The organism is Burkholderia sp. 22088, from assembly GCF_052045915.1.
Taxonomy (GTDB): Bacteria; Pseudomonadota; Gammaproteobacteria; order Burkholderiales; family Burkholderiaceae; genus Burkholderia; species Burkholderia cepacia.
Map to the genome: position 1 here is coordinate 545,388 of NZ_JBQEPY010000002.1, position 19,451 is coordinate 564,838.

At 67.1% G+C, this 19,451-nt stretch carries 15 protein-coding genes; 9 read left to right on the forward strand and 6 right to left on the reverse strand.

The window, feature by feature from the left end; genetic code table 11:
• Positions 1-12 precede the first annotated feature (12 nt).
• From ACTJLD_RS05700 to ACTJLD_RS05715, 4 genes are read right to left on the reverse strand one after another with little or no spacing between them, the layout of a single operon-like run.
• Complete coding sequence (locus ACTJLD_RS05700) at positions 13-1,737, reverse strand: T6SS phospholipase effector Tle1-like catalytic domain-containing protein (protein WP_226150728.1); 1,725 nt, start codon at positions 1,735-1,737, stop codon at positions 13-15.
• 36 nt (positions 1,738-1,773) lie between these two features.
• Positions 1,774-2,451, reverse strand: coding sequence for a DUF3304 domain-containing protein (locus ACTJLD_RS05705; protein ID WP_440658243.1), 678 nt, complete (start codon positions 2,449-2,451; stop codon positions 1,774-1,776).
• A gap of 56 nt (positions 2,452-2,507) precedes the next feature.
• A complete protein-coding gene (locus ACTJLD_RS05710; protein ID WP_060371766.1) occupies positions 2,508-3,410 on the reverse strand; it encodes a DUF4123 domain-containing protein in 903 nt (300 codons plus the stop codon).
• 13 nt (positions 3,411-3,423) lie between these two features.
• Positions 3,424-5,874, reverse strand: a complete 2,451-nt coding sequence (locus ACTJLD_RS05715) for a type VI secretion system Vgr family protein (RefSeq protein ID WP_440658244.1) — start codon at positions 5,872-5,874, stop codon at positions 3,424-3,426.
• Positions 5,875-6,283: 409 nt separating this feature from the next.
• Between ACTJLD_RS05715 and ACTJLD_RS05720 the strand changes: the two genes are divergently transcribed.
• The 4 genes from ACTJLD_RS05720 (at position 6,284) to ACTJLD_RS05735 (ending at position 11,135) form a co-directional block, all read left to right on the forward strand.
• Positions 6,284-7,231, forward strand: coding sequence for an aldo/keto reductase (locus ACTJLD_RS05720; RefSeq protein WP_124535758.1), 948 nt, complete (start codon positions 6,284-6,286; stop codon positions 7,229-7,231).
• A gap of 220 nt (positions 7,232-7,451) precedes the next feature.
• Positions 7,452-8,240: a hypothetical protein gene (locus ACTJLD_RS05725; protein ID WP_440658245.1), complete on the forward strand. Its 789-nt coding sequence runs from the start codon at positions 7,452-7,454 to the stop codon at positions 8,238-8,240.
• A gap of 203 nt (positions 8,241-8,443) precedes the next feature.
• Positions 8,444-9,424: a helix-turn-helix domain-containing protein gene (locus ACTJLD_RS05730; protein WP_027790110.1), complete on the forward strand. Its 981-nt coding sequence runs from the start codon at positions 8,444-8,446 to the stop codon at positions 9,422-9,424.
• A gap of 145 nt (positions 9,425-9,569) precedes the next feature.
• Positions 9,570-11,135 (forward strand): GMC family oxidoreductase, encoded by a 1,566-nt coding sequence (locus tag ACTJLD_RS05735; protein ID WP_440658246.1) that lies wholly within the window; start codon positions 9,570-9,572, stop codon positions 11,133-11,135.
• 91 nt (positions 11,136-11,226) lie between these two features.
• Here ACTJLD_RS05735 and ACTJLD_RS05740 read toward each other — a convergent pair whose 3' ends face one another.
• Positions 11,227-12,207 carry a helix-turn-helix domain-containing protein gene (locus ACTJLD_RS05740; RefSeq protein WP_021157569.1) on the reverse strand — a complete coding sequence of 327 codons (981 nt, stop codon included), beginning with the start codon at positions 12,205-12,207 and terminating at the stop codon, positions 11,227-11,229.
• A gap of 184 nt (positions 12,208-12,391) precedes the next feature.
• Between ACTJLD_RS05740 and ACTJLD_RS05745 the strand changes: the two genes are divergently transcribed.
• From ACTJLD_RS05745 to ACTJLD_RS05765, 5 genes are all read left to right on the forward strand, one after another.
• Positions 12,392-12,925 carry a 2,4'-dihydroxyacetophenone dioxygenase family protein gene (locus ACTJLD_RS05745; protein WP_021157568.1) on the forward strand — a complete coding sequence of 178 codons (534 nt, stop codon included), beginning with the start codon at positions 12,392-12,394 and terminating at the stop codon, positions 12,923-12,925.
• Between the two features lie 18 nt (positions 12,926-12,943).
• Positions 12,944-14,248 carry an MFS transporter gene (locus ACTJLD_RS05750; RefSeq protein WP_440658247.1) on the forward strand — a complete coding sequence of 435 codons (1,305 nt, stop codon included), beginning with the start codon at positions 12,944-12,946 and terminating at the stop codon, positions 14,246-14,248.
• A 1-nt stretch (position 14,249) separates the two neighbouring features.
• Complete coding sequence (locus ACTJLD_RS05755; RefSeq protein ID WP_027790115.1) at positions 14,250-15,371, forward strand: 2,3-butanediol dehydrogenase; 1,122 nt, start codon at positions 14,250-14,252, stop codon at positions 15,369-15,371.
• Positions 15,349-16,071 (forward strand): SDR family NAD(P)-dependent oxidoreductase, encoded by a 723-nt coding sequence (locus ACTJLD_RS05760; protein ID WP_440658249.1) that lies wholly within the window; start codon positions 15,349-15,351, stop codon positions 16,069-16,071. The genes ACTJLD_RS05755 and ACTJLD_RS05760 overlap by 23 nt, the downstream gene beginning before the upstream one ends.
• A gap of 194 nt (positions 16,072-16,265) precedes the next feature.
• Positions 16,266-17,357 (forward strand): porin, encoded by a 1,092-nt coding sequence (locus tag ACTJLD_RS05765; RefSeq protein WP_440658251.1) that lies wholly within the window; start codon positions 16,266-16,268, stop codon positions 17,355-17,357.
• Positions 17,358-17,651: 294 nt separating this feature from the next.
• Here ACTJLD_RS05765 and ansP read toward each other — a convergent pair whose 3' ends face one another.
• Positions 17,652-19,142 (reverse strand): L-asparagine permease, encoded by a 1,491-nt coding sequence (gene ansP / locus ACTJLD_RS05770; RefSeq protein ID WP_027790119.1) that lies wholly within the window; start codon positions 19,140-19,142, stop codon positions 17,652-17,654.
• Between the last annotated feature and the right edge of the window lie 309 nt (positions 19,143-19,451).

A 19,451-nucleotide genomic window follows, 5' to 3' on the forward strand; every position in this document is an offset into this window, starting at 1 on the left:
TCGCGATCGGCGTCAGGCCGCCGATGTCGTGTCGGGCAGCGTGCCGCCGATGGGCTGGTTGCTGGCCAGTTGGGGTTCGTCGGCGGCCATCGGATCCTGCTGCTTGGCCGGATCGGCCTTGGCGAGTTGCGTGGCGGCCTGCTCGGCCTTGTCGCCCTCGTAGCGCCAGTACAGGAACTTCTTGCCGCGCTTGCCCATGAAGTACTGGCGGTTGACCGTCCAGCGGCTCAATTCCGCAGCGCCGACGTAGCCGTCTTCCATCTGCTTCTTGAAACCTGCAATCGAATCGTGCACATAGTGGTCGAAGAACTTGTCGAACGTCGCGCGCGTCGCTGGATCGAGGCTACCCAGCCAGTTGCCGGCAACCCGGACGGCCGCGTCGATGGCTTTTTCCTGTTCCGAAACAGAGACAGTCAGGTATCCGCCGTTTGCGTGACGCAAGCGATCCGTATCTTCATTCCACTCGCGATCGGTAATGACCATATGATCGTCCACGCCACCGGGTGGCTTCAGACGGCCGTCCTTCAGGCGTCGGCTTCTGCTGGCGCGCCACTGATAATAGCGGTTCATGTGCCAGATGACCTGCGCCTCGAGCCTGTCGCTGTTCGGCGCCACGCCCGCACCTTTGCCGCCCCCCTGACCCATGTAGACATTCCATGCGGCCTCCAGCTCCTTGGAAATCTCGAACTGTTGCCCGGCGTCCGCAAGCAGTTCCTTTGGTGAACGAAACGGGACGCCGGCCTTCCATGCTTCGATATAGAGATTGTTCAGCGCAACGTTGGCCAACTCGTTGGTTCGACCTTCCTGGTAGTTGTGCTCGTAACCACCGCCCACGTCCGAGTGCATGCCAGGGTAGTACACCTCGCGGCAGTTCGCGGGAATCTTCTGGTCTTCCCGCACCGAGTCACCGGGGAATTTTTCCCGCACCTCCTGCGATGCCACATAGTGAACACATTGCCGCACGTAGCCCGGAATGCGAATATCGTTCGCCCATTCCGCGTGACCGCCTTTGTCGATGTAGTAGAGGTAACCGCCGGCGAGCGGTCCGAAAAAAATGGTAGCGATGGCCGGTCCCGCAGCCTCGACGCGGCTGCCGCCGAAGCCCGTTGACGAAACCGTATCAAGAATTCCAAGGAAATAAACGACCACTTCGGGGCGATGCCCCTTCATGTTCTTCTTGTTCCACCAAAGCCTCCCGCCGATATTCTCGGCGAGTTGCTCGGTCAGCATGCGAACGAAGGCACGCGCTTCCGTCGCGCCCCGCGAGAAACCGAATACGGCCAGGTTGATCTGGCTCACAGCGGGCATGTGACCGGTGACATGCCTGTCGAGTTCGTTGAGCATCCATCGGATGCGCAACTCGCCTTTTCTCGCGGCAGCCATACCGAGTGCGTTGTCGAGACCTTTTCCGGTATCTCCTACTTTGTCGCACGGCGTGCCGACACCTTCGACATAGCGTGCAACAGTCCGGGGGAACGCGTTGTCTTCAGCATGCGCAAACCGCCAGAGCTTCGCGATATTGCTGTACTTGGTCAGCTTGACATCCTTCAAACCACGGCCGTCCAGGTCGAAGTTGTTGCCCGTTCCGTCGAAGAATGCCGTGAACCACACGGGCTTCGGGCACTCCTTGCATTGCTCGATCAGCAGCGGATCAAGAATTTCTCGCTGGGCACTGCGGATGGCGTCCTCGGCGGGGGTGAGATCCGAGATGCGTCTGACAATGGGGGGATTGCTCACGGCAGTTTCGCTCCTGTTTCGGCAATGTGCCCAGCGTCAGTTCCATTGGGCCGGCTTCTTGCGCCCATAGAACGGATTGGGAATTTCCTTCAGGCAGGCACGACCGGTCAGCTTGCGCTGCTCGTCGCGCATTGAAAGCGCCACCTTCGGGGCTGGGCCATCGACGTGGAAGTCCATATCACCTTCCACACGGCCATCGGGGAAGAAGTGCAACACGATACCGCCGCTCTTGCCCTTCACGGGCGGGCGCGTGATCGTGATCTCGCCTTCACACCATGCCATCCCGGGTCGGGTTTCTCGATGCGTGTACTCGTCGTAATCGGGGGACGAAGCTTCCAATGCGCGCTTGTCGACCACGCGCTCCCACCACACTTTGAACTTGCGAGGCGTGGTCCATCGCAAATCCCATGCGAGGCTCGGTCTTTGCCCGCCGCCGCCTGTCCAGCGTGTCGCGCTCCGCGGCGTGGCGCTCTTCCCATCGGCGCTCGCCGCATCGTCGAGGCTGTTCTTGTCCGGCGGCAGGAGGTAAACGCCGTAGATATCGTAATCCGTATAGTTGAAAGACCCCGCCGTTATGACGTCGTAATTCGGGTCATTCCACTTGCTCGCGTCGCCGGGGGCCAGGCTTTCCTTTTCAGCATCGCCCGTGGTTTTGCTGCACGCAGCCGTGGAAAAGACCATCACGGACAGCAAGCTGATCCAGCAGCGGTTCATATTGAACTTCCTTCTCTTCCAGTCGATTTCATTCGAGTCGCGTCGCGCACGCGCCATCACGCGGCCGCTTCCTGCATGCGCCGCCAGTCTTCCGCCGGCACCAGCGCCAGCGCCTCCGGAAACGCCTGCCCCTGCGCCACCGCGTCGAACACGGCGGCCATCGCCGGATCCTCGTCGAAGCGCGCGCCGTACCGCAACGCCAGTTCGCAATAGATCAGCAGCGACGCCGCGCTGTCGGCGCCGTGCGCGCGGCAGCGCGCCAGTTGATCGCGCACGAAGCCGTAGTGCTGTGCGGCCGGCAACGACGCGAGCAGCGCGGGCTTTTCGGTACGCAGCCGCTCGAGCATCGTGTACGGATAGCAGGCGGCGAGCAGATCGTCTTCCTGAGCCTGGGTCAACTGCAGCGGAAATTCGGCGGCCTGCCTGACGTTGGCGGGCGCGGCGATGTCCGCCGTCCGGAGCTGCAGCGAGGTATCGCGGTGAATCCAGTGCCGCACGCCCTGCGCCAGATACGCGCGATGCGCGGCGGGCAGCATGTCGAGCCAGAACGGCAGCACGCGCGGATCGAAGAAGCGCATCAGCATCACGCTCTCCATCTGCTCGAGCTGGACGTCCACCATCGGCGCCAGATGCGCGGCCAGTCGCTCGAGCGACAGCGGCGACACGAGCACGCTCGCTGCCGGCCACGGAATGCTGCGCGGCTCGATCGCGTCCGCGGCATCGGCACCGTCGGCGCCGGGCTGCCATTCGAACAGCAGCGGCCCGACGATTCTCGCCTCGTCGTCGGCGTCGTCGAGCAGCGAGGCCGCGACGAACGCGGGCCACGACGCCTTGTCATCGTCCGGCAAGGTATCGAGCAATGCGCCATCGATCAGAACGTAAGCGCGCAGCCCGTCCTGCGACGACAGCGCCGCCTGCAGCGCGTCGGCCGCCTGCGCGGCAATCAGGTCATTCGTCATGCGCTGCCCTGCCTCACGCCTTGGCCGCGAACGGCGACGCCATCGATGCCGCGTTGACCATGCACGGCGCGCACGCCGTGCCCGGGAACGCGCGCGCGGGCACCGGCAGGCTGTCCGGCCCCATGAACGTATGCGACGCGGCATGCGCGGTGAATTCGCCCTTGGTCCCGTGCACGATGCCGCTGCCGTTCCAGCGCGTATAGCTGGTGCCGCCGTTGATCAGGACTTCTTCCTTCGCGGTGATGGTGATGCGGTTCGCATCGACCTTCACGTCCAGCTTGGCCAGCACGTTGATGCTGTCCTTCAGCGCCTGGATGTCGATGTCGGCGGCGGCGGCCACGAGCCGGATGCCTTTTTCGAACGCGGCGACGCGCACGGCCTCCTGCGCGCTGACCAGCATGCTCTTGCCCGCGCCGATGCTCGTATGGGCGCCGCTCGTCAACGCGACGTGCTGGTCGCTCGCGACATGGGTCGACCCCGTCGTCGTGGCCAGGATCCCGGCCGGGCTGGCGAGCGCGAGAAACGGCTGCGCGAACTCCGGAAACTCGCCTTGCTGAGGATTGCCGCCGGTGCCTCTCAGGCCGTCGTTCTGCGTGCGGAGCGCCTGATGGACGGCATCCTGGTCGCCGGACTCCTGCGCCTTCACGTCGTGCGCGGAACCCGACAACGATTCGTGCAGGTCGTGCGCCTTGTCGAGGCGCGCGACGGTTTCGTCGATGTCCGTCGCATGGGCGCGCGCGTCGTAGCGCGCTTCGCTGGTCACCAACAGGCCCTTGGCCGCCCGAACCGCACCGTGCGCGTCGGTCCGCAACTCGAACCCGCGCGCGCGCTGATCGGTGCGCCCCTGCGTATTGTCGATGCGGACGTTGTGTCCCAGGGTCAGTTCGCTGGCGTCGGTATCGCTGCGCAGCTTCAACTGGAGCTGCTGCGGCGTGTCGTCGAGCAGCACGTGGTTCGAGCGGCCGCCCGCCGCGTTACCGGCGTCGCCCGACAGCTCGCGGCTGCGCAGCCCCGTCAACACCTGCTGGTCGGGCAGCGCCCATGGCGGCATCCGTTCCGCGTTGTATGTGGTACCCGCCACGATCGGCCGGTCGGGATTGCCGTCGAGGCACATCACGACCACCTCGCTGCCCACGCGGGGATGCGCGATCATGCCCTTCTCGCCGCCGGCCCAGCCGGCAGCCACGCGAATCCGTGCGCTGGTCTGCGCTGCACGATCCCAGTGGTAGACGATGCAGACCCGACCGTATTCGTCGACGTCAACGCTGCCGGAGCCCTTCGCGCCCGCGACGGTCGCGGTTTGCGGCGCCAGCACGCGCACGGGCTCGCTGTTGAAGCCACGGCCCGGGCGCCAGGGCGTATGCCGATGGCCCGCGACGAAGCGGTTGCGATACTCGGGCTTGCCGTCCGCCTGCAGGTAGTTGTTCGCTGCTTCGTGACGGGCTTCGAGAATCAGGTACTCGTGATCCTGCGGGCTGCCCGACGCCGCGCTGAAGTGATCGGACAGCTGGAACCAGCGTCCGGGCAGGATGCCGTGATGGTTGCCGGCCGCGTCGAAACGCGTCGCGGCCGCCTCGATCTCCTCCATCCGCACGCGTGCGAGCGCATCGCCGGCGCGCGTCTGTTTCGCGAAACCGTAGTGCCCCACGTATTCGTGATGCTCGACCTGCGGCGCGACGCCCGGCGGATGCAGCGTCGGAATCTGCGCATTGGCCGCATGCGGCGCCTTGAAATCGAACGCGGTCGCGCTGTAACTGCCGGCGGACAGCAACCGCACCGCGGACCATTGCGAAATGGCGTCGGCGGCCATCGGACCGTCGTGCGTCTGGAAACGGATCACGGGCGAGCGACCGTCGACGGCCGGGCACTGCACCGTGCTGTCGTCGCCGACGATCAGCTTCAGGCCTTTCTCGTCGTGCTCCCACCAGTACAGGCACCCGACGGCTTCCAGATGGCGGACGATGTAGTTCCAGTCGCTTTCGCCGAGCCCACCGCCCTGGACGTTCATCGTGCGCGCGGGATCGTCGCCGCGCACGCGCCACTCCCACGACGGCGCGAGCCCCTGGTAATCGGCGAGCAGCGTGCCGATCTGCTGCTGAAGCGATTGGCCGAGGAACAGGCGGTTGTTCACGCGGGTCCGCAGGAAATGGCTCCACGGACGCAGCACCGCGCGATATTCCGCAACCGAATCGTCGTTGCGGACCAGCGAAAACTCGGTGCAGTAACCGGTGAAATAACGCAGGCCGCCATCGGGGCGCACCATCGACACCGCGAGCAGCTTGCCCAGCATGTCGTCCAGCGTGACGCCGGCCTCGCCGGACAGCAGCGTCAGTTCGAACGTGAAGTCGATCCCGAGCCCCTCGTGCGCGACGAGCCGCTCCACAACCAGCCGCGCCGGACGATGCCGGCCGTACGAGTCGGTGACCGAAGGCGCGTCGTCGTGGGGGAAAGACAGCGTGAGCAAGCGCTTGTCTTGCAGGAAAAACGGAGGGCGAATAAATGCTGCAAGGTCAGCCATGACCGCCTCAGAATGATCTTTCGTTCGAATGGCAGCGGCGCGCTGCCTCCCTATTTTTGGGATGAAAGGATATCGTAGAGCGCGACCAGCGACAACGCTGACACGACCCGGTAATTTCTTCGCCTCTCGCAAGAAATCGGTAACAAATACAATATCTTGCGGCGTACCGGGCGACGCTCGAACGGATGGCGCATCCATGATGATGCCGCTTGATCCGGCATCCCGACACACGGCCTCCGAACACGTCGATTTGCGTGCTGCAGGAGGAACCTCGTGCTGCGCTTCGCCGTCTCAACGCGACCGGCTTCATCTCCCGCAGTCCAATCCCCTGATCCCGCAGCACCCGGAGAGAAACATGGCACACCGCCCCCTCGGCACATCGAACATCCAGGTTTCGCCGCTCGCGTTCGGCGGCAACGTCTTCGGCTGGACCGTCGACGAGAACACGTCGTTTGCGCTGCTCGACGCGCTCGCCGACACCGGCATCAACTTCATCGACACGGCCGATGTCTACTCGGCCTGGGCCCCCGGCAACAGCGGCGGCGAGTCGGAAACGATCATCGGCAAGTGGCTCAAGCGCTCCGGCAAGCGCGAACAGGTCGTGATCTCGACCAAGGTCGGCCTGCTGGCCGCGCGCGCGGGGCTGACGAAAGACAACATCCTGAAAGCCGCCGACGATTCGCTGCGCCGCCTGCAGACCGACTACATCGACCTGTATTTCTCGCACAGGGATCTCGCCGACACGGCCCCGCTCGAGGAAACGCTCGGCGCGTATCAAACGCTGATCGAAGCGGGCAAGGTGCGGATCATCGGCGCATCGAACTACAGCGGCGCGCGGCTGCGCGAAGCCGCCGACATCAGCCAGCGCGACGGCCTGCCCGCGTACCAGGTCATCCAGCCCGAATACAACCTGCTCGACCGCGCCGACTACGAACGCGATCTCGAACCGGTCGTGCGCGACCTGAAGCTCGGTGTCGTCAATTACTACGCGCTCGCGAGCGGCTTCCTGTCGGGCAAGTACCGCAGCGAGGCCGACCTGAAGAAGAGCGTGCGCGGCGACCGCGTCGCCGGCTACCTGAATGAACGCGGGCTGCGCATCCTCGCGGCACTCGATGCGGTAGCCGCGAAACACGGCACGCAGCCGGCCGCGATCGCGCTCGCCTGGCAGATCGCGCGGCCGACGATCACCGCACCGATCGCAAGCGCGACGTCGCTGGCGCAGCTGGAATCGCTCGGCGACGCAATCCGCGTCACGCTCGATCAGGACGACATCCGCCGGATCGACGAGGCCAGCGCGGCCTGAAGTCGTCGGCAGCAGGCCGGTCGACCGGATCGCGCGGCCTGCGCGGTTCCGCGACCGGCCCGTGTCGCGTGCGCGTCCTTGTCACCGCATGCGCGGAGGCGGGGCATTCGGGTGAGGCGGATGGATACAATGGCGGCGCACGGGCGGCCCGCCGCACGGCTCGACACGGCCGGACCGATATCCGTGACGCCCGGACCCACACCACGCACAAAAAGCGCCCATGCCCCGGAACACCCGTCGCGCCCGCTACGCCTGCCCGTTCGCCGCCATGCTCGCCGTGCCGTTCGCCTGCGCGCCGGCCGCGTCTTATGCAGGCTGGTACGAAGTCGTCAACTACACCGGCACGATCGGCACCGCGCCGGTCCACGTGTCGCTGCAGACCTACGACGCAATCAACCGCAACGACGCGGGCCGCTGGCGCGTCGACGGCAGCTACTACTACGATGCGCATCGCAAGCCGATCCCGTTGCAGGGCCGCCGTGAGCCCGATGGCCGCATGACGCTGTGCGAAGCATCGCCGCCGGCATCGAACGCCGACTCGCCGGTCGTGCCCGCCGCATCGCCGTCGCGGCCGAAGCCCTGCCCGATCGCGCTGAACGTCGCCGGTCAAACGGCAACCGGCACCTGGGACGACGGCCGCAAGACATTGCCGATCACGCTGAATGAAGTCGGGCGACTGAACGACAACGATAAGGATCACATCCGGCTCGACGGCACCGTCGATATTCCGATGTGGTATCGCACGAAGACGCACATGCTGGTCGGCGTCTATGCGCTGTCCGACAAGTGCGGCCTCGCGATGCAGTCGCTGCGGGCCGTGAACATCGCGACGGGCCGCATCGACCGCACGATCGCGCTCGACTGCGACGCCGGAATGGTGATGACGTCGATCTACGCGAACGTCACCGACGCGCGGCGGGCCGGCTACGTCAGTGTCGAGTACCGCGGCGGCAAGATGGGCTACGAGCAGGACGTGTCGCTCGGGCTGCCGTCGTCTTCGTCGAAGTAACCCGGCACGACCTAACCCGAAATCGCACACGTGTCTTGACTCACGCGGCCGCTTCCCTTGACTCGGCCGGACATCGATCGCGCCTGCGCCCGCCATGCCCCGCTGCAAGGGCGTCACAGGCGTGTCCCGGGTCTTTCACGGATTGACCACGCGCTCCGACGTACCCGAGACTGCGCCGCTCAGGCGGTCATCGGGAGAACGTCATGCCGGACACCAGCACGGAGATCGCCACGATCTCGACGCGCGCCGTGCGCGGCCACGAACGCGTCGACTTCTGGGTCGACCATGTCGCGCGCACGCTCGTGCGGATCGAATGCAGCGGCAAGTCGTCCGAAGGCATCGACGCGACGCTGCGCAAGCGCGATCTCGGGCTGTTCGGCGCCTGCGACATCGTCGCGAACCGGCACGCGGTCGTGCGCACGCCGCACAACATCCATGCGGACCAGCGCGATGCCGTGTTCATCTGCCTGATGCACGCAGGGCAAGGCTATACGTTCCAGGACGTCGACTGCATGCAGCACGGGCCCGGCGACCTCGTGCTCTACGACACGTCGATGCCGTACGGCCACGGTTTTCCCGCCGACATGGCGATGACCGTGCTCGACGTGCCGCGCGACGTGTTCGAGGCGCGCGTCGGCCCGTGGCGCTACCGCAGCCTCGTCAAGATCGACCGTGACGACGGCGTCGCATCGTGGGCCGTGCGGCAGGTGTATGCGCTGCTCGCCGCGCCGCAGGAGCCGACGCCCGGCGCGCGCGAACGGCGCGCCGCCGCGATCCTCGATCTCGTGCAGTCGATGCTGCGGCTGCGCGACGGCGACGCGTCGCCGACCAAGTCGACCGTCCACACGCTGTCGCGCGCAAAAGCGTTCATCGACAGCCATCTCGCCGACGACGATCTCGACAGCCAGTCGGTGAGCCGCGCGATCAACCTGTCGCCGCGCCAGCTCGCGCGCGTCTTCGAGATCGAAGGAACGCCGCTCACGCGCTACATCCTTGCGCGGCGGCTCGAACGCTGCCGCGCCGACTTGCGCGACCGGTCGCTGAAGCACCTGACGGTCAGCGAAATCGCGTTCCGCTGGGGCTTCAACAACAGCGCGCACTTCAGCCGCAGCTATCGCGCGCGCTTCGGCGAGACGCCGAGCGAGTCGCGCGCGTCGGCACCGGCGCCGGCCGACGCGCGGTAGCCCGCCACCGTCCACCCGCCGCCGCGTCCCTGCGAGGCAAACACCCCGTCCGTCCCGGTCAAACGGGGCCGCATGGCGGCCGCTAAGCTGGCTTCCTGCGCGGCGGCACTCGTTTCGCCGCCCGACAGCAAGGAGAAGAAGCAGGATGGAGACGTACGACCATATCGTCGTCGGCGGCGGCTCGGCCGGCTGCACGGTCGCGCACCGGCTGGTGAAGGCCGGCAGGCGCGTGCTGCTGCTCGAGGACGGCCCGAAGGACGACAGCCTGTTCATCCGGATACCGGCGACGTTCATCCGCGTACTCGGCACGCGCCGCACGGTCACGTTCGAGAGCGAGCCGCAAGCCGGTGCGGCGGGACGCAGGACCTACGTGCCGCAGGGCCGCACGCTCGGGGGCGGCAGTTCGGTCAACGCGATGCTGTACGTGCGCGGCACGCGCGACGACTACGACGACTGGGCCGCGCTCGGCTGCACGGGCTGGGGCTGGGACGACGTGCTGCCCGTGTTCAGGCGCGCCGAATCGCACCTGCGCCTCTCCGAGCCGTTTCACGGCACCGACGGGCCGCTGAAGGTCGGCGACACGCGCTTCAGGCATCCGTTGAGCCTCGCCTTCGTGAAAGCCGCGCAGGAAACCGGCATCGCCTACAACGACGATTTCAACGGCGCCGCGCAACAGGGCGTCGGGTTCTACCACACGACGATCTTCGACGGCCGGCGCGGCAGTACCGCGGCCACCTATCTCGCCGACGCGCTGCGGCATCCGAACCTGCGCGTGCTGACCGGCTGCCGCGTGACGCGCATCCTGTTCGACGGCCGGCGTGCGACCGGCGTCGAATGGCGGACGGCAAGCGGCGCGACGGGTTCGGCCGCCTCGCGCGCCGACGTCGTGCTCGCAGCCGGTGCGCTGAGCACGCCGAAGCTGCTGATGCTGTCGGGCATCGGGCTCGGCGCGCACCTGCACGCGCACGGCATCGACGTGCTGCACGACAGCCGCGACGTCGGCGCGAATTACCAGGATCATCTCGAAGTCTCGATCTACGGCCGCAGCCACGCACCCGTGAGCCTGCTGGGCGAGGATCGCGGGCTGAAGGCATTGCGGCACGGGCTGCAGTGGATGCTGTGCCGCACGGGCCTGCTGACGTCGAACGTCGTCGAATCCGGCGCGTTCGTCGACACGACCGGCAGCGGCCGCCCGGACATCCAGTTCCACGTGCTGCCGACGCTCGTCGGCGACGTCGATCGCGAGCCGCTGCCCGGCCACGGCCTGTCGATCAACCCGTGCCTGCTCAGGCCGCGCTCGCGCGGCTCGGTGCAACTGCGCGGCAACGATCCGGCCGCGCCGATCCTGTTCGACAGCGGCGCGCTGTCCGACCCGGCCGATGTCGACGGTCTCGTGCGCGGCGTCGCGCTCGCGCGGCAAATCATCCGCGCGCCGTCGCTCGCGCGCATCGTGCGCGAAGCCGAGACGCTGGCCGATACGGCACTCGCCGACTACGTGCGGCGCCGCGCGAAAACCGTCTATCACCCGGCCGGCACCTGCCGCATGGGCAACGACGAACACGCGGTCGTGACGCCGCGCCTCTCGGTGCAGGGCGTCGACGGCCTGCGGATCTGCGATGCGTCGGTGATGCCGCGAATCGTGTCCGGCAACACGAACGCGCCGACGATCATGATCGCGGAGCGCTGCGCCGAATTCATGCTGGCGGAATGACACGGCGCGGCGCATCTGCGCCGTCGTTCGCTGCACGAAAAAACGGCGCGTGGGACACGCGCCGCCGCTCCATCCGTATCGGCTGCCGGTATCAGCGGCCGGCCGCGTGCGCCGCGTCGCGCAATGCCATCGGCGACGCGCCGTAGCGCTCGCGAATCGCCCGGCTGAAATGCGCCTGGCTCGAGAAACCCCAGCGAAACGCGATCTCGCCGATGCTCGTCTTGCGCAGCCGCGCATCGGTCAGCTCGCGATGCGCGTGCGCCAGCCGCTCCGACCAGATGTGCTGCGTGATCGACTCGCCTTCGGCCGCAAAGAGCCGGCTCAGGTGGCGCAGCGACAGCCCGACCGCGTCGGCAACCGCCTGCGGCCCGAGTTCCGGGTCGCCCAGGTGCGTCGCGACGTACTGCTTCGCGGTCAGCAGGTACGACAGCGACGCGCGCGACGCGCCCGCGCCGTTCACTTCCGCGTCGACGAGTTCCGCGATCAGCGTGCGCGTGTGCTCGGCGAATCGCGCGGCATCGCGCTCGACCGGGTCCTTCATGAACCGCTCGACGCTCGCGCGCAACGTTGCGCCGAGCATCGCGCCCGCGCCCGGCTTCGGCGCGATCCGCAGCGGCAGCGCCGCCAGTTCCGCGTCGAGCCGGTCGTCGAGCGTCGTGACCGGGATATCGATCAGCAACTGCCGCATCGGTGTCAGGAATCCGAACAGATAAGGCACACGCGTGTCGTAGACGACGACATCGCCGGCTTCCGCGAGCAGGCACCGGTCGTGCTGGATGAAATACGCACGCCCGCTCAGGATCTGGCACGCGAACAACGACTCCTTCGGCAACTGGCGCACCAGCGCGGGGCTGCGTTCGATCACGTGATCCTGGCCGCTGATGTCGGCGATGCCGAGGCCCGGCAGCGCGATGTCGGTCTTCTCGACCTCGAGCCCGGCCGGCGACAGCGACGAGCAGCGCAGGCCGACCAGCGTCTCTGCGTTGAACGCGTCCCAGTACGCCATCCGGTCGCGCACCGGCACGTCGGCCGTCGAGCCTCGCGTGCGTGAAAAAACGGTCGAATTCGTCACGTCGCCTCCTGCTGGCGCCCGTCGTGCGGAGCGCCATGCAATGCGAAATTGGGGGATGGATCGTTTAAACGTCGTGCGGTGCGATGTCCGGCCCGATCAAGCAATTCGTCCAGCCCAGTCAAGAGCGGCGCGCACCTGCTGGCTAAAGTCGAGCCCACGACATCCAAACACAAGGAGACGAACCGTGGTCGACCAAGCCGTAGCCGAATTCTGGCAAAACATCCCGCCGATTGCCAATCCGTTCAAGCCCGATGCGCTTCCGGAAGCCTACATCGCGAACGCGGCCACCGACGACGAGCGCTATTACGTTCCGTTCACCGAAACGGTTTCGTCGCGGCCGCTGTGGATCTCGCCGTCGCAGAACAAATGGTGCGACATCCTGATGGCGAAGGAAGCCGGGCTCGTGAACCGGCACTATCACCCGCACGAGGTGTTCGCTTACACGCTGTCGGGCAAGTGGGGTTACCTGGAACACGAATGGACCGCGACGCGCGGCGATTTCGTCTACGAGACGCCGGGCGAGGGCCACACGCTCGTCGCATTCGATCACCCCGAGCCGATGCGCGCGTTCTTCATCGTCAAGGGGCCGCTGATCTGGCTCGACGACGAAGGCCAACCCGACGGCTACTTCGACGTGCACTCGTACATCGCGATGTGCAAGGCGCACTACGAGAAGGTCGGCCTCGGCGCGCAAGCGATCGAGAAGCTGTTCCGCTGACGCGCGGCGAGGCTCACCATGACATCCCCTTCCTCCTCCAGGCCCGCCTGGACGTACGAGAACAGGCTGCTGCTGATCCTGTTCATGACGTTCGGCTTCGTGTTCTTCGACCGCCTCGCGCTGTCGTTCCTGTTCCCGTTCATGTCCGCCGAGCTGCACCTGACGAATGCGCAGCTCGGCATGGTGTCGTCCGCGCTCGCGCTCACGTGGGCGCTGTCGGGCGCCGCGACCGGCGCGTGGTCCGATGCGCGCGGCACGCGCAAGCCGCTGCTGATCGCCGCCGTGATCGGCTTTTCCGTGTGCTCGGCACTGTCGGGGCTCGTCGGCGGTTTCGCGAGCCTGATCGCGTTCCGCGCGCTGATGGGCATCGCCGAAGGCCCGGTGCTGCCGCTCTCGCAGTCGCTGATGGTCGAGAGTTCGACGCCGAGCCGCCGCGGGCTGAACATGGGCCTGCTGCAAGGCTCCGCCGCCGGCCTGCTCGGCGCGATGATCGGCCCGCCGGTCGTGATCGGCATCGCGACCGCGCACGGCTGGCGCCACGCGTTCTTCGTATCGTGCATTCCCGGCTTCCTGATCGCGTTCTGCATCTGGCGCTGGGTGCGCGAGGTGCCGCCCGGCGGCGCACGGCATGCGCAGGCCGACACCGTCGGCGCACCGGCCGCGGGCGGCGCGGAGATCAGCCGCTGGGCGCTGCTGAAGGAACGCAACATCCTGCTTTGCGTGCTGATCAGCTGCTTCTTCCTCACGTGGTTCATCGTGATCATCTCGTTCGCGCCGGTGTTCCTCGTCGACAGCCGCCACCTGTCCCCTGCCGACATGGGCGTCGTGATGACCTGCCTCGGCGCCGCGTGGGTGTTCTGGGGTTTCGCGGTGCCCGCGATCTCCGACCGGATCGGCCGCAAGCCGACGATGATCGTGTTCGCGCTGGTCGCCGCCGCGTGCCCCGTCGCGATGATTCACGCGAATTCGCTGTGGGCGCTCTGCGCGCTCGTGCTCGCGACCTACACGGGCCTCGGCTGTTTCACGCTGTTCATGGCGACGATCCCGGCGGAAACGGTGCCGCCGCGCGCGATCGCCAGCGCGCTCGGGCTGATCATGGGCGCCGGCGAGCTGATCGGCGGCTTCGTCGCGCCGACCGTCGCCGGCTTCGCCGCGGACAAGTACGGCCTGCAGTTCGCGATGTGGACGTCGGCCACCGGCGCGATCCTCGCGTGCGTGCTGTCGTTCGGCCTCGTCGAAACCGCGCCCGCCGTGCTGCGCAAGCGCGCGCTCGCCGGCACGGGCGCGACCCGTCTCGATACACAGAACCTCGGAGGACGCTGACATGCGTGCACTTCAATGGCATGGCCCGCGCGACGTCCGTCTCGTGGAAATCGATACGCCGCGCCCCGGGCCGGGCGAGGTGCGCATCGCGGTCGCGTATTGCGGCATCTGCGGCAGCGACCTGCACGAATACGCGGACGGCCCGCACGCGATTCCGGTCGACACGCCGCATCCGCTGTCGCGCCGTACCGCGCCGCTGACGCTCGGCCACGAATTCTGCGGCACCGTCGTCGAAGTCGGCGAAGGCGTGACGACGCTGAATCCGGGCGATTGTGTCGCCGTCGAGCCCGAATATCGCTGCCACCAGTGCGCGTACTGCCGCTCGGGGTCGTACAACCTGTGCGTGTCGATGGGCTTTGCCGGGCTGATGGGCGACGGCGGGATGGCCGACTTCGCGGTCGTGCCCGCCTACATGCTGCACCGGCTGCCCGACGGCGTGAGTCTCGAGCAGGCCGCCGTGATGGAACCCGCGGCCGTCGCGCTGCACGCGCTGCGCCGCGCCGAGCTCCGGCTCGGCGACACGTGCGCGGTATTCGGGCTCGGGCCGATCGGCCTGCTGCTGATCCAGCTCGCGAAGCTGCAGGGTGCGACGACCCTCGTCGCGGTCGACGTGTCGACCGAGCGTCTCGCGGCCGCCGCGCGCTTCGGCGCGACGCACACGTTCAATGCGCGCACGCTCGACGCGTCCGTGCTGCGCGATGCGATCCACGAGGCATCGGGCGGGCTCGGCGTCGACGCGAGCTTCGAGGCGGCCGGCTTGCCGGCCACGTTCGAGGCGGCGATGCAGGCGCTGCGCAAGGGCGGCCGCGTCGTGATGGTCGGCCTGATGCCGCAGGCGGGCTTCGACGCGTTCCGCGCGGTCAACGACGAGCTGACCTTCACGGCGAGCGTCGGCTACCGGCATGCGTACGAGGACCTGCTGCGCATCGTCGCGTCGGGCGCGCTCGATCTCACGTCGATCGTCACGCGTACCGTGTCGCTGGAGGACGCCGTCGCCGACGGCTTCGACGCGCTGCTCGCCGATCGTACGCAGATCAAGATCCTGGTTTCCCCCGCGCAGCGGCATGCGCGCTCCACCCACGCCGTCGAGAGTGTCGAACATGAGTCGCCAGTGGTTATTTGAGGGAAGGACCGTCGCGGTAACCGGCGGCACATCGGGCATCGGCGCAAGCACGGCGTGGCGTTTCGCGGAAGCCGGCGCATCGGTCGTTGCGCTCGGGCTCGAAGCTACCGGCCCGCACGCGCCGGTGCATCCGCGCGTCCGGTGCATGGAACTGGACGTGACCGACAGCGACGCACTGACGCGCACGATCGCCGCATTGCCGCGGCTCGACGTGCTCGTCAACGGCGTCGGCATCAGCCGGCACGCGGACGAATACCGGATGGACCAGTTCGAACTCGTGCTGAACGTGAACCTGACGTCGGTGATGCGCGCCTCCGACGCCGCGTTGCCGGCGCTGTCCGTACAAGGCGGCAGCATCGTCAACGTCGCATCGATGTACACGTACTTCGGCAGCAAGGACCGCCCCGCGTACAGCGCGAGCAAGGGCGGCATCGCACAGCTCACGCGCTCGCTCGCGCAGGCGTGGGCCGATCGCGGCATCCGCGTGAACGCGGTCGCGCCCGGCTGGATCGACACGCCGCTCAGCAGCGGCCTGATGGCCGACACGCAGGCGTCACGACGCATCCTCGAACGCACGCCGCTCGGGCGCTGGGGCACGGCCAACGAAGTCGCGGACGTGATCCTGTTCCTGTGCTCGCCCGCCGCGTCGTTCGTGACAGGTGCGGTCGTGCCGGTCGACGGCGGGTATTCGACGGTCTAGCGCGCGCTCGACAGGCATCGGCCGGCATCGGCGGGCACGCGGTTCCAGCCGATGCCGGCCGATGCCCGCCACACACCGGTTCGCTCCGGTTGCCACCGAACCGGCAATCGCCCGGCTCGGGTTTTTTCATATCAATCAGTAGTCCAATTAAAAATATCCGGCCTGACCGGAAACATGTGAGGAGCACATTGGAGATGACGAAAAAGACCCTTCTGGCGCTCGCGGCATGCGCCCTTCCCGCCGTGTCGTTCGCGCAGAGCAGCGTGACGATGTTCGGGCTGATGGATGCCGGCATCAGCTACGTCAGCAACGAAGGCGGCCACGGCAACGCGAAGTTCGACGACAACATCTTCTTTCCGAACCTGCTCGGTTTCGAAGGCAAGGAGGATCTCGGCGCGGGCACGCGCGCGATCTTCCGGCTCGTGAACCAGTATTCGCTCGGCAACGGCTCGATCATCGGCGGCGGGCTGTTCGCTCGGCAGGCCTACGTCGGGCTGGAGAACGACCGTTACGGCAAGCTCACGCTCGGCAACCAGTACGAGTTCATGGTCGATGCGCTCGCCGCCGGCGGCAACGAGATCGCGCAGGATCTCGTCGGCCTGTACGGCTTTCGCAACGGGCCGTTCGACAAGCTCGCCTTGCCGAACAACCCCACCGGCGCGTTCGACTGGGATCGCGTCGCGGGCAGCAATCGCGTCGCGAATTCCGTCAAGTACACGAGCCCGTCGCTGTCGGGCCTGACCTTCGGCGCGCTGTACGGCTTCGGGAACGTCGCGGGGTCGGTCGGTGCGAACAACACGGTCAGCGTCGGCGCGAGCTACGACAACGGCCCGTTCGGCGCGGGCGCGGCCTATACGAACCAGAAATACGGCGCGTCGGCGGGGCTCCCGCCGACCAGCGCGCGCAACTGGGGCGCAGGGGTGCACTACACGCTCGGCACGGTCACGGGGAAGGCGCTCGTGACGACCGTACGGAACTCGGCGAACGGCGCGGGCGCGTGGTCGGCGGAAGCCGGCGCGTCGTGGCATCCGTCGCCTGCGTGGGTGGTCGGCGCGAGCTACACCTACATGAAAGGCAACGACACGCTCGACAATGCGCACGCGCACCAGTTCCTGGCGGCCGTCCAGTACTGGCTGTCGAAGCGCACGATGGTGTACGTGGCGGGCGTGCATCAGCGCGCGAACCACGGCAGCAACGCGCAGATCAACGGCGTGATGGACGCGAACGGTGCGTCGAGCGGCGCACTGCAGTCGATCGCGCGGGTCGGATTCAGTACGCGGTTCTGACACGCGCGGCGGCCGGCCGCGCGACCCGCGTGGCCGGCCCGAAGCTTTCGTTGCGGCACACGCTCGGCTGCAACGACTTCGGTACGACGGGCTTCACGTAGAAACCGTCGCGCGCATCACGGCCGCGCCCCCGGCCTGTCGCCCGACCGGCCGGCAAGCGCATCGAACGTATCGAGGCGCACGCGCCGCAACCGACCATACGCCGCAGAACCGGATCCGGGAATGCCGGCTGCAAGCAAATGTGAGCGGGCGCGCCGCAACCGGGCCGGCGGCCGCGCCTCGTCGCGCGTCCCGTCAGTCGCCGTCCTTCTCGAGCACGTTCTGCGTGAGCGCGACCGACGGAATCGTCGGCTTGAGCGACGCGCGGTGCGCGCGTCCGCTCAGCCACTTCCAGCCGGCCACGAGCAGCAGCGCGACGAGCGGGATCGACGCGATCGTCCACGTGCCGTTCGGATAGTCGAATGCCATCAGGACCAGCACGCCGAGCAGGAACAGCAGCGTCAGCCATGACGTCACGGGCGCGCCGGGCATCCTGAACGACACGTCGTCCACCTCGCCGCGCGCGACCGCCGCGCGGAACTTCATCTGGCACACGACGATGAATGCCCACGTACTGATGATGCCGAGCGACGCGATGTTCAGCACGATCTCGAACACGCTCGACGGCACCAGGTAGTTGAGCAGCACGCCGACCACGTAGATCGCGACCGTCACGAGAATGCCCGCGTACGGCACGGATTGCCCGCTCATCCTCCCGAGGAACGCCGGTGCCGAGCCGCCCATTGCGAGCGAACGCAGCACGCGCCCGGTCGAATACAGTCCCGAGTTGAGACTCGACAGTGCCGCGGTCAACACCACCAGGTTCATCACCGAACCGATGCCGGGCACGCCGAGCGCGCCGAAAAACGTGACGAACGGGCTCTGGCCCGCCTTGTACGCGCTCCACGGCAGCAGGCAGACCAGCAGGACGACCGACGCGACGTAGAAGATCGCGATGCGCCAGATCACGTTGTTGATCGCGCGCGGCAGCACCTTGCGCGCGTCCTTGCATTCGCCGGCGGCGGTGCCGACCAGTTCGACGCCCGCGAACGCGAACACCACGCCCTGCACCAGCACCAGCGCCGGCATCAGCCCGTGCGGGAAGAACCCGCCGTTGTCGGTGATCAGGTGCATGCCCGTGTCATGGCCAGCGACGTGCCCGCCGGTGCCGAGGATCACGCTGCCGATCACGAGAAACAGCACGATCGCGGCGACCTTGATCAACGCAAACCAGAATTCCATCTCGGCGAACCACTTCACGCCGATCAGGTTCATCGTCGCGACGATGCACAGCGCGGCGAGCGCGAAGATCCACTGCGGCACGCCCGAAAACGGCGCCCAGTAATGCATGTAGAGCGCGACCGCGGTGATGTCGACGATGCCGGTCATCGCCCAGTTCAGGAAATACATCCATCCGGCGACGAACGACGCTTTCTCGCCCAGGAATTCGCGCGCATACGACACGAAGCTGCCGCTGCTCGGGCGATGCATCACGAGCTCGCCGAGCGCGCGCAGGATCAGGAAGGAAAACACGCCGCACACGAGATAGACGATCGCGAGCGACGGCCCGGCGGCCTGCAGGCGCGCGCCCGCGCCGAGGAACAGGCCGGTACCGATGGCGCCGCCGATCGCGATCATCTGCACCTGTCGATTGCCGAGGGTCTTGTGATAGCCGGCCTCGTGGGATTCGAGCCAGTTCCGTTTGCTGGTGTCGCCGGTCGGCGCGGGTTCGGGAATCGATGCCATGACTGCATCCTCGTGTGCTTGCGTGATCTCGTTCGGACCGTACCGCGATCCGGGCCCGTCGGCGCCTGCGGCCGCGCGACGCGCCATCACGCCGCGCATCGAGGCCGCTGCGCGCCGGACATGGCGCGCGGCACCGTCAACCGCGAACGTATGCAGCCGTAATTCCGTTCACAAACGCTATGCAAATTTCGACTGTCCCGGCATCGAATCGCGCATGCGACATGGATGGAAAGCATTTTGAAATACGTCAGGATTTCGAAAGACGAAAGCGGGAGCACGAGATGAAACTACGCCTCGACCGACGTCGCG

What these genes read in the sequence shown, in the direction of transcription:
- ACTJLD_RS05755 (WP_027790115.1), top strand. Translation starts at nt 14,250, where the DNA reads ATGCGTGCACTTCAATGGCATGGCCCGCGCGACGTCCGTCTCGTGGAA.
- ACTJLD_RS05705 (WP_440658243.1), bottom strand. Translation starts at nt 2,451, where the DNA reads ATGAACCGCTGCTGGATCAGCTTGCTGTCCGTGATGGTCTTTTCCACG.
- ACTJLD_RS05735 (WP_440658246.1), top strand. Translation starts at nt 9,570, where the DNA reads ATGGAGACGTACGACCATATCGTCGTCGGCGGCGGCTCGGCCGGCTGC.
- ACTJLD_RS05730 (WP_027790110.1), top strand. Translation starts at nt 8,444, where the DNA reads ATGCCGGACACCAGCACGGAGATCGCCACGATCTCGACGCGCGCCGTG.
- ACTJLD_RS05765 (WP_440658251.1), top strand. Translation starts at nt 16,266, where the DNA reads ATGACGAAAAAGACCCTTCTGGCGCTCGCGGCATGCGCCCTTCCCGCC.
- ACTJLD_RS05760 (WP_440658249.1), top strand. Translation starts at nt 15,349, where the DNA reads ATGAGTCGCCAGTGGTTATTTGAGGGAAGGACCGTCGCGGTAACCGGC.
- ACTJLD_RS05725 (WP_440658245.1), top strand. Translation starts at nt 7,452, where the DNA reads ATGCCCCGGAACACCCGTCGCGCCCGCTACGCCTGCCCGTTCGCCGCC.
- ansP (WP_027790119.1), bottom strand. Translation starts at nt 19,142, where the DNA reads ATGGCATCGATTCCCGAACCCGCGCCGACCGGCGACACCAGCAAACGG.
- ACTJLD_RS05710 (WP_060371766.1), bottom strand. Translation starts at nt 3,410, where the DNA reads ATGACGAATGACCTGATTGCCGCGCAGGCGGCCGACGCGCTGCAGGCG.
- ACTJLD_RS05720 (WP_124535758.1), top strand. Translation starts at nt 6,284, where the DNA reads ATGGCACACCGCCCCCTCGGCACATCGAACATCCAGGTTTCGCCGCTC.
- ACTJLD_RS05750 (WP_440658247.1), top strand. Translation starts at nt 12,944, where the DNA reads ATGACATCCCCTTCCTCCTCCAGGCCCGCCTGGACGTACGAGAACAGG.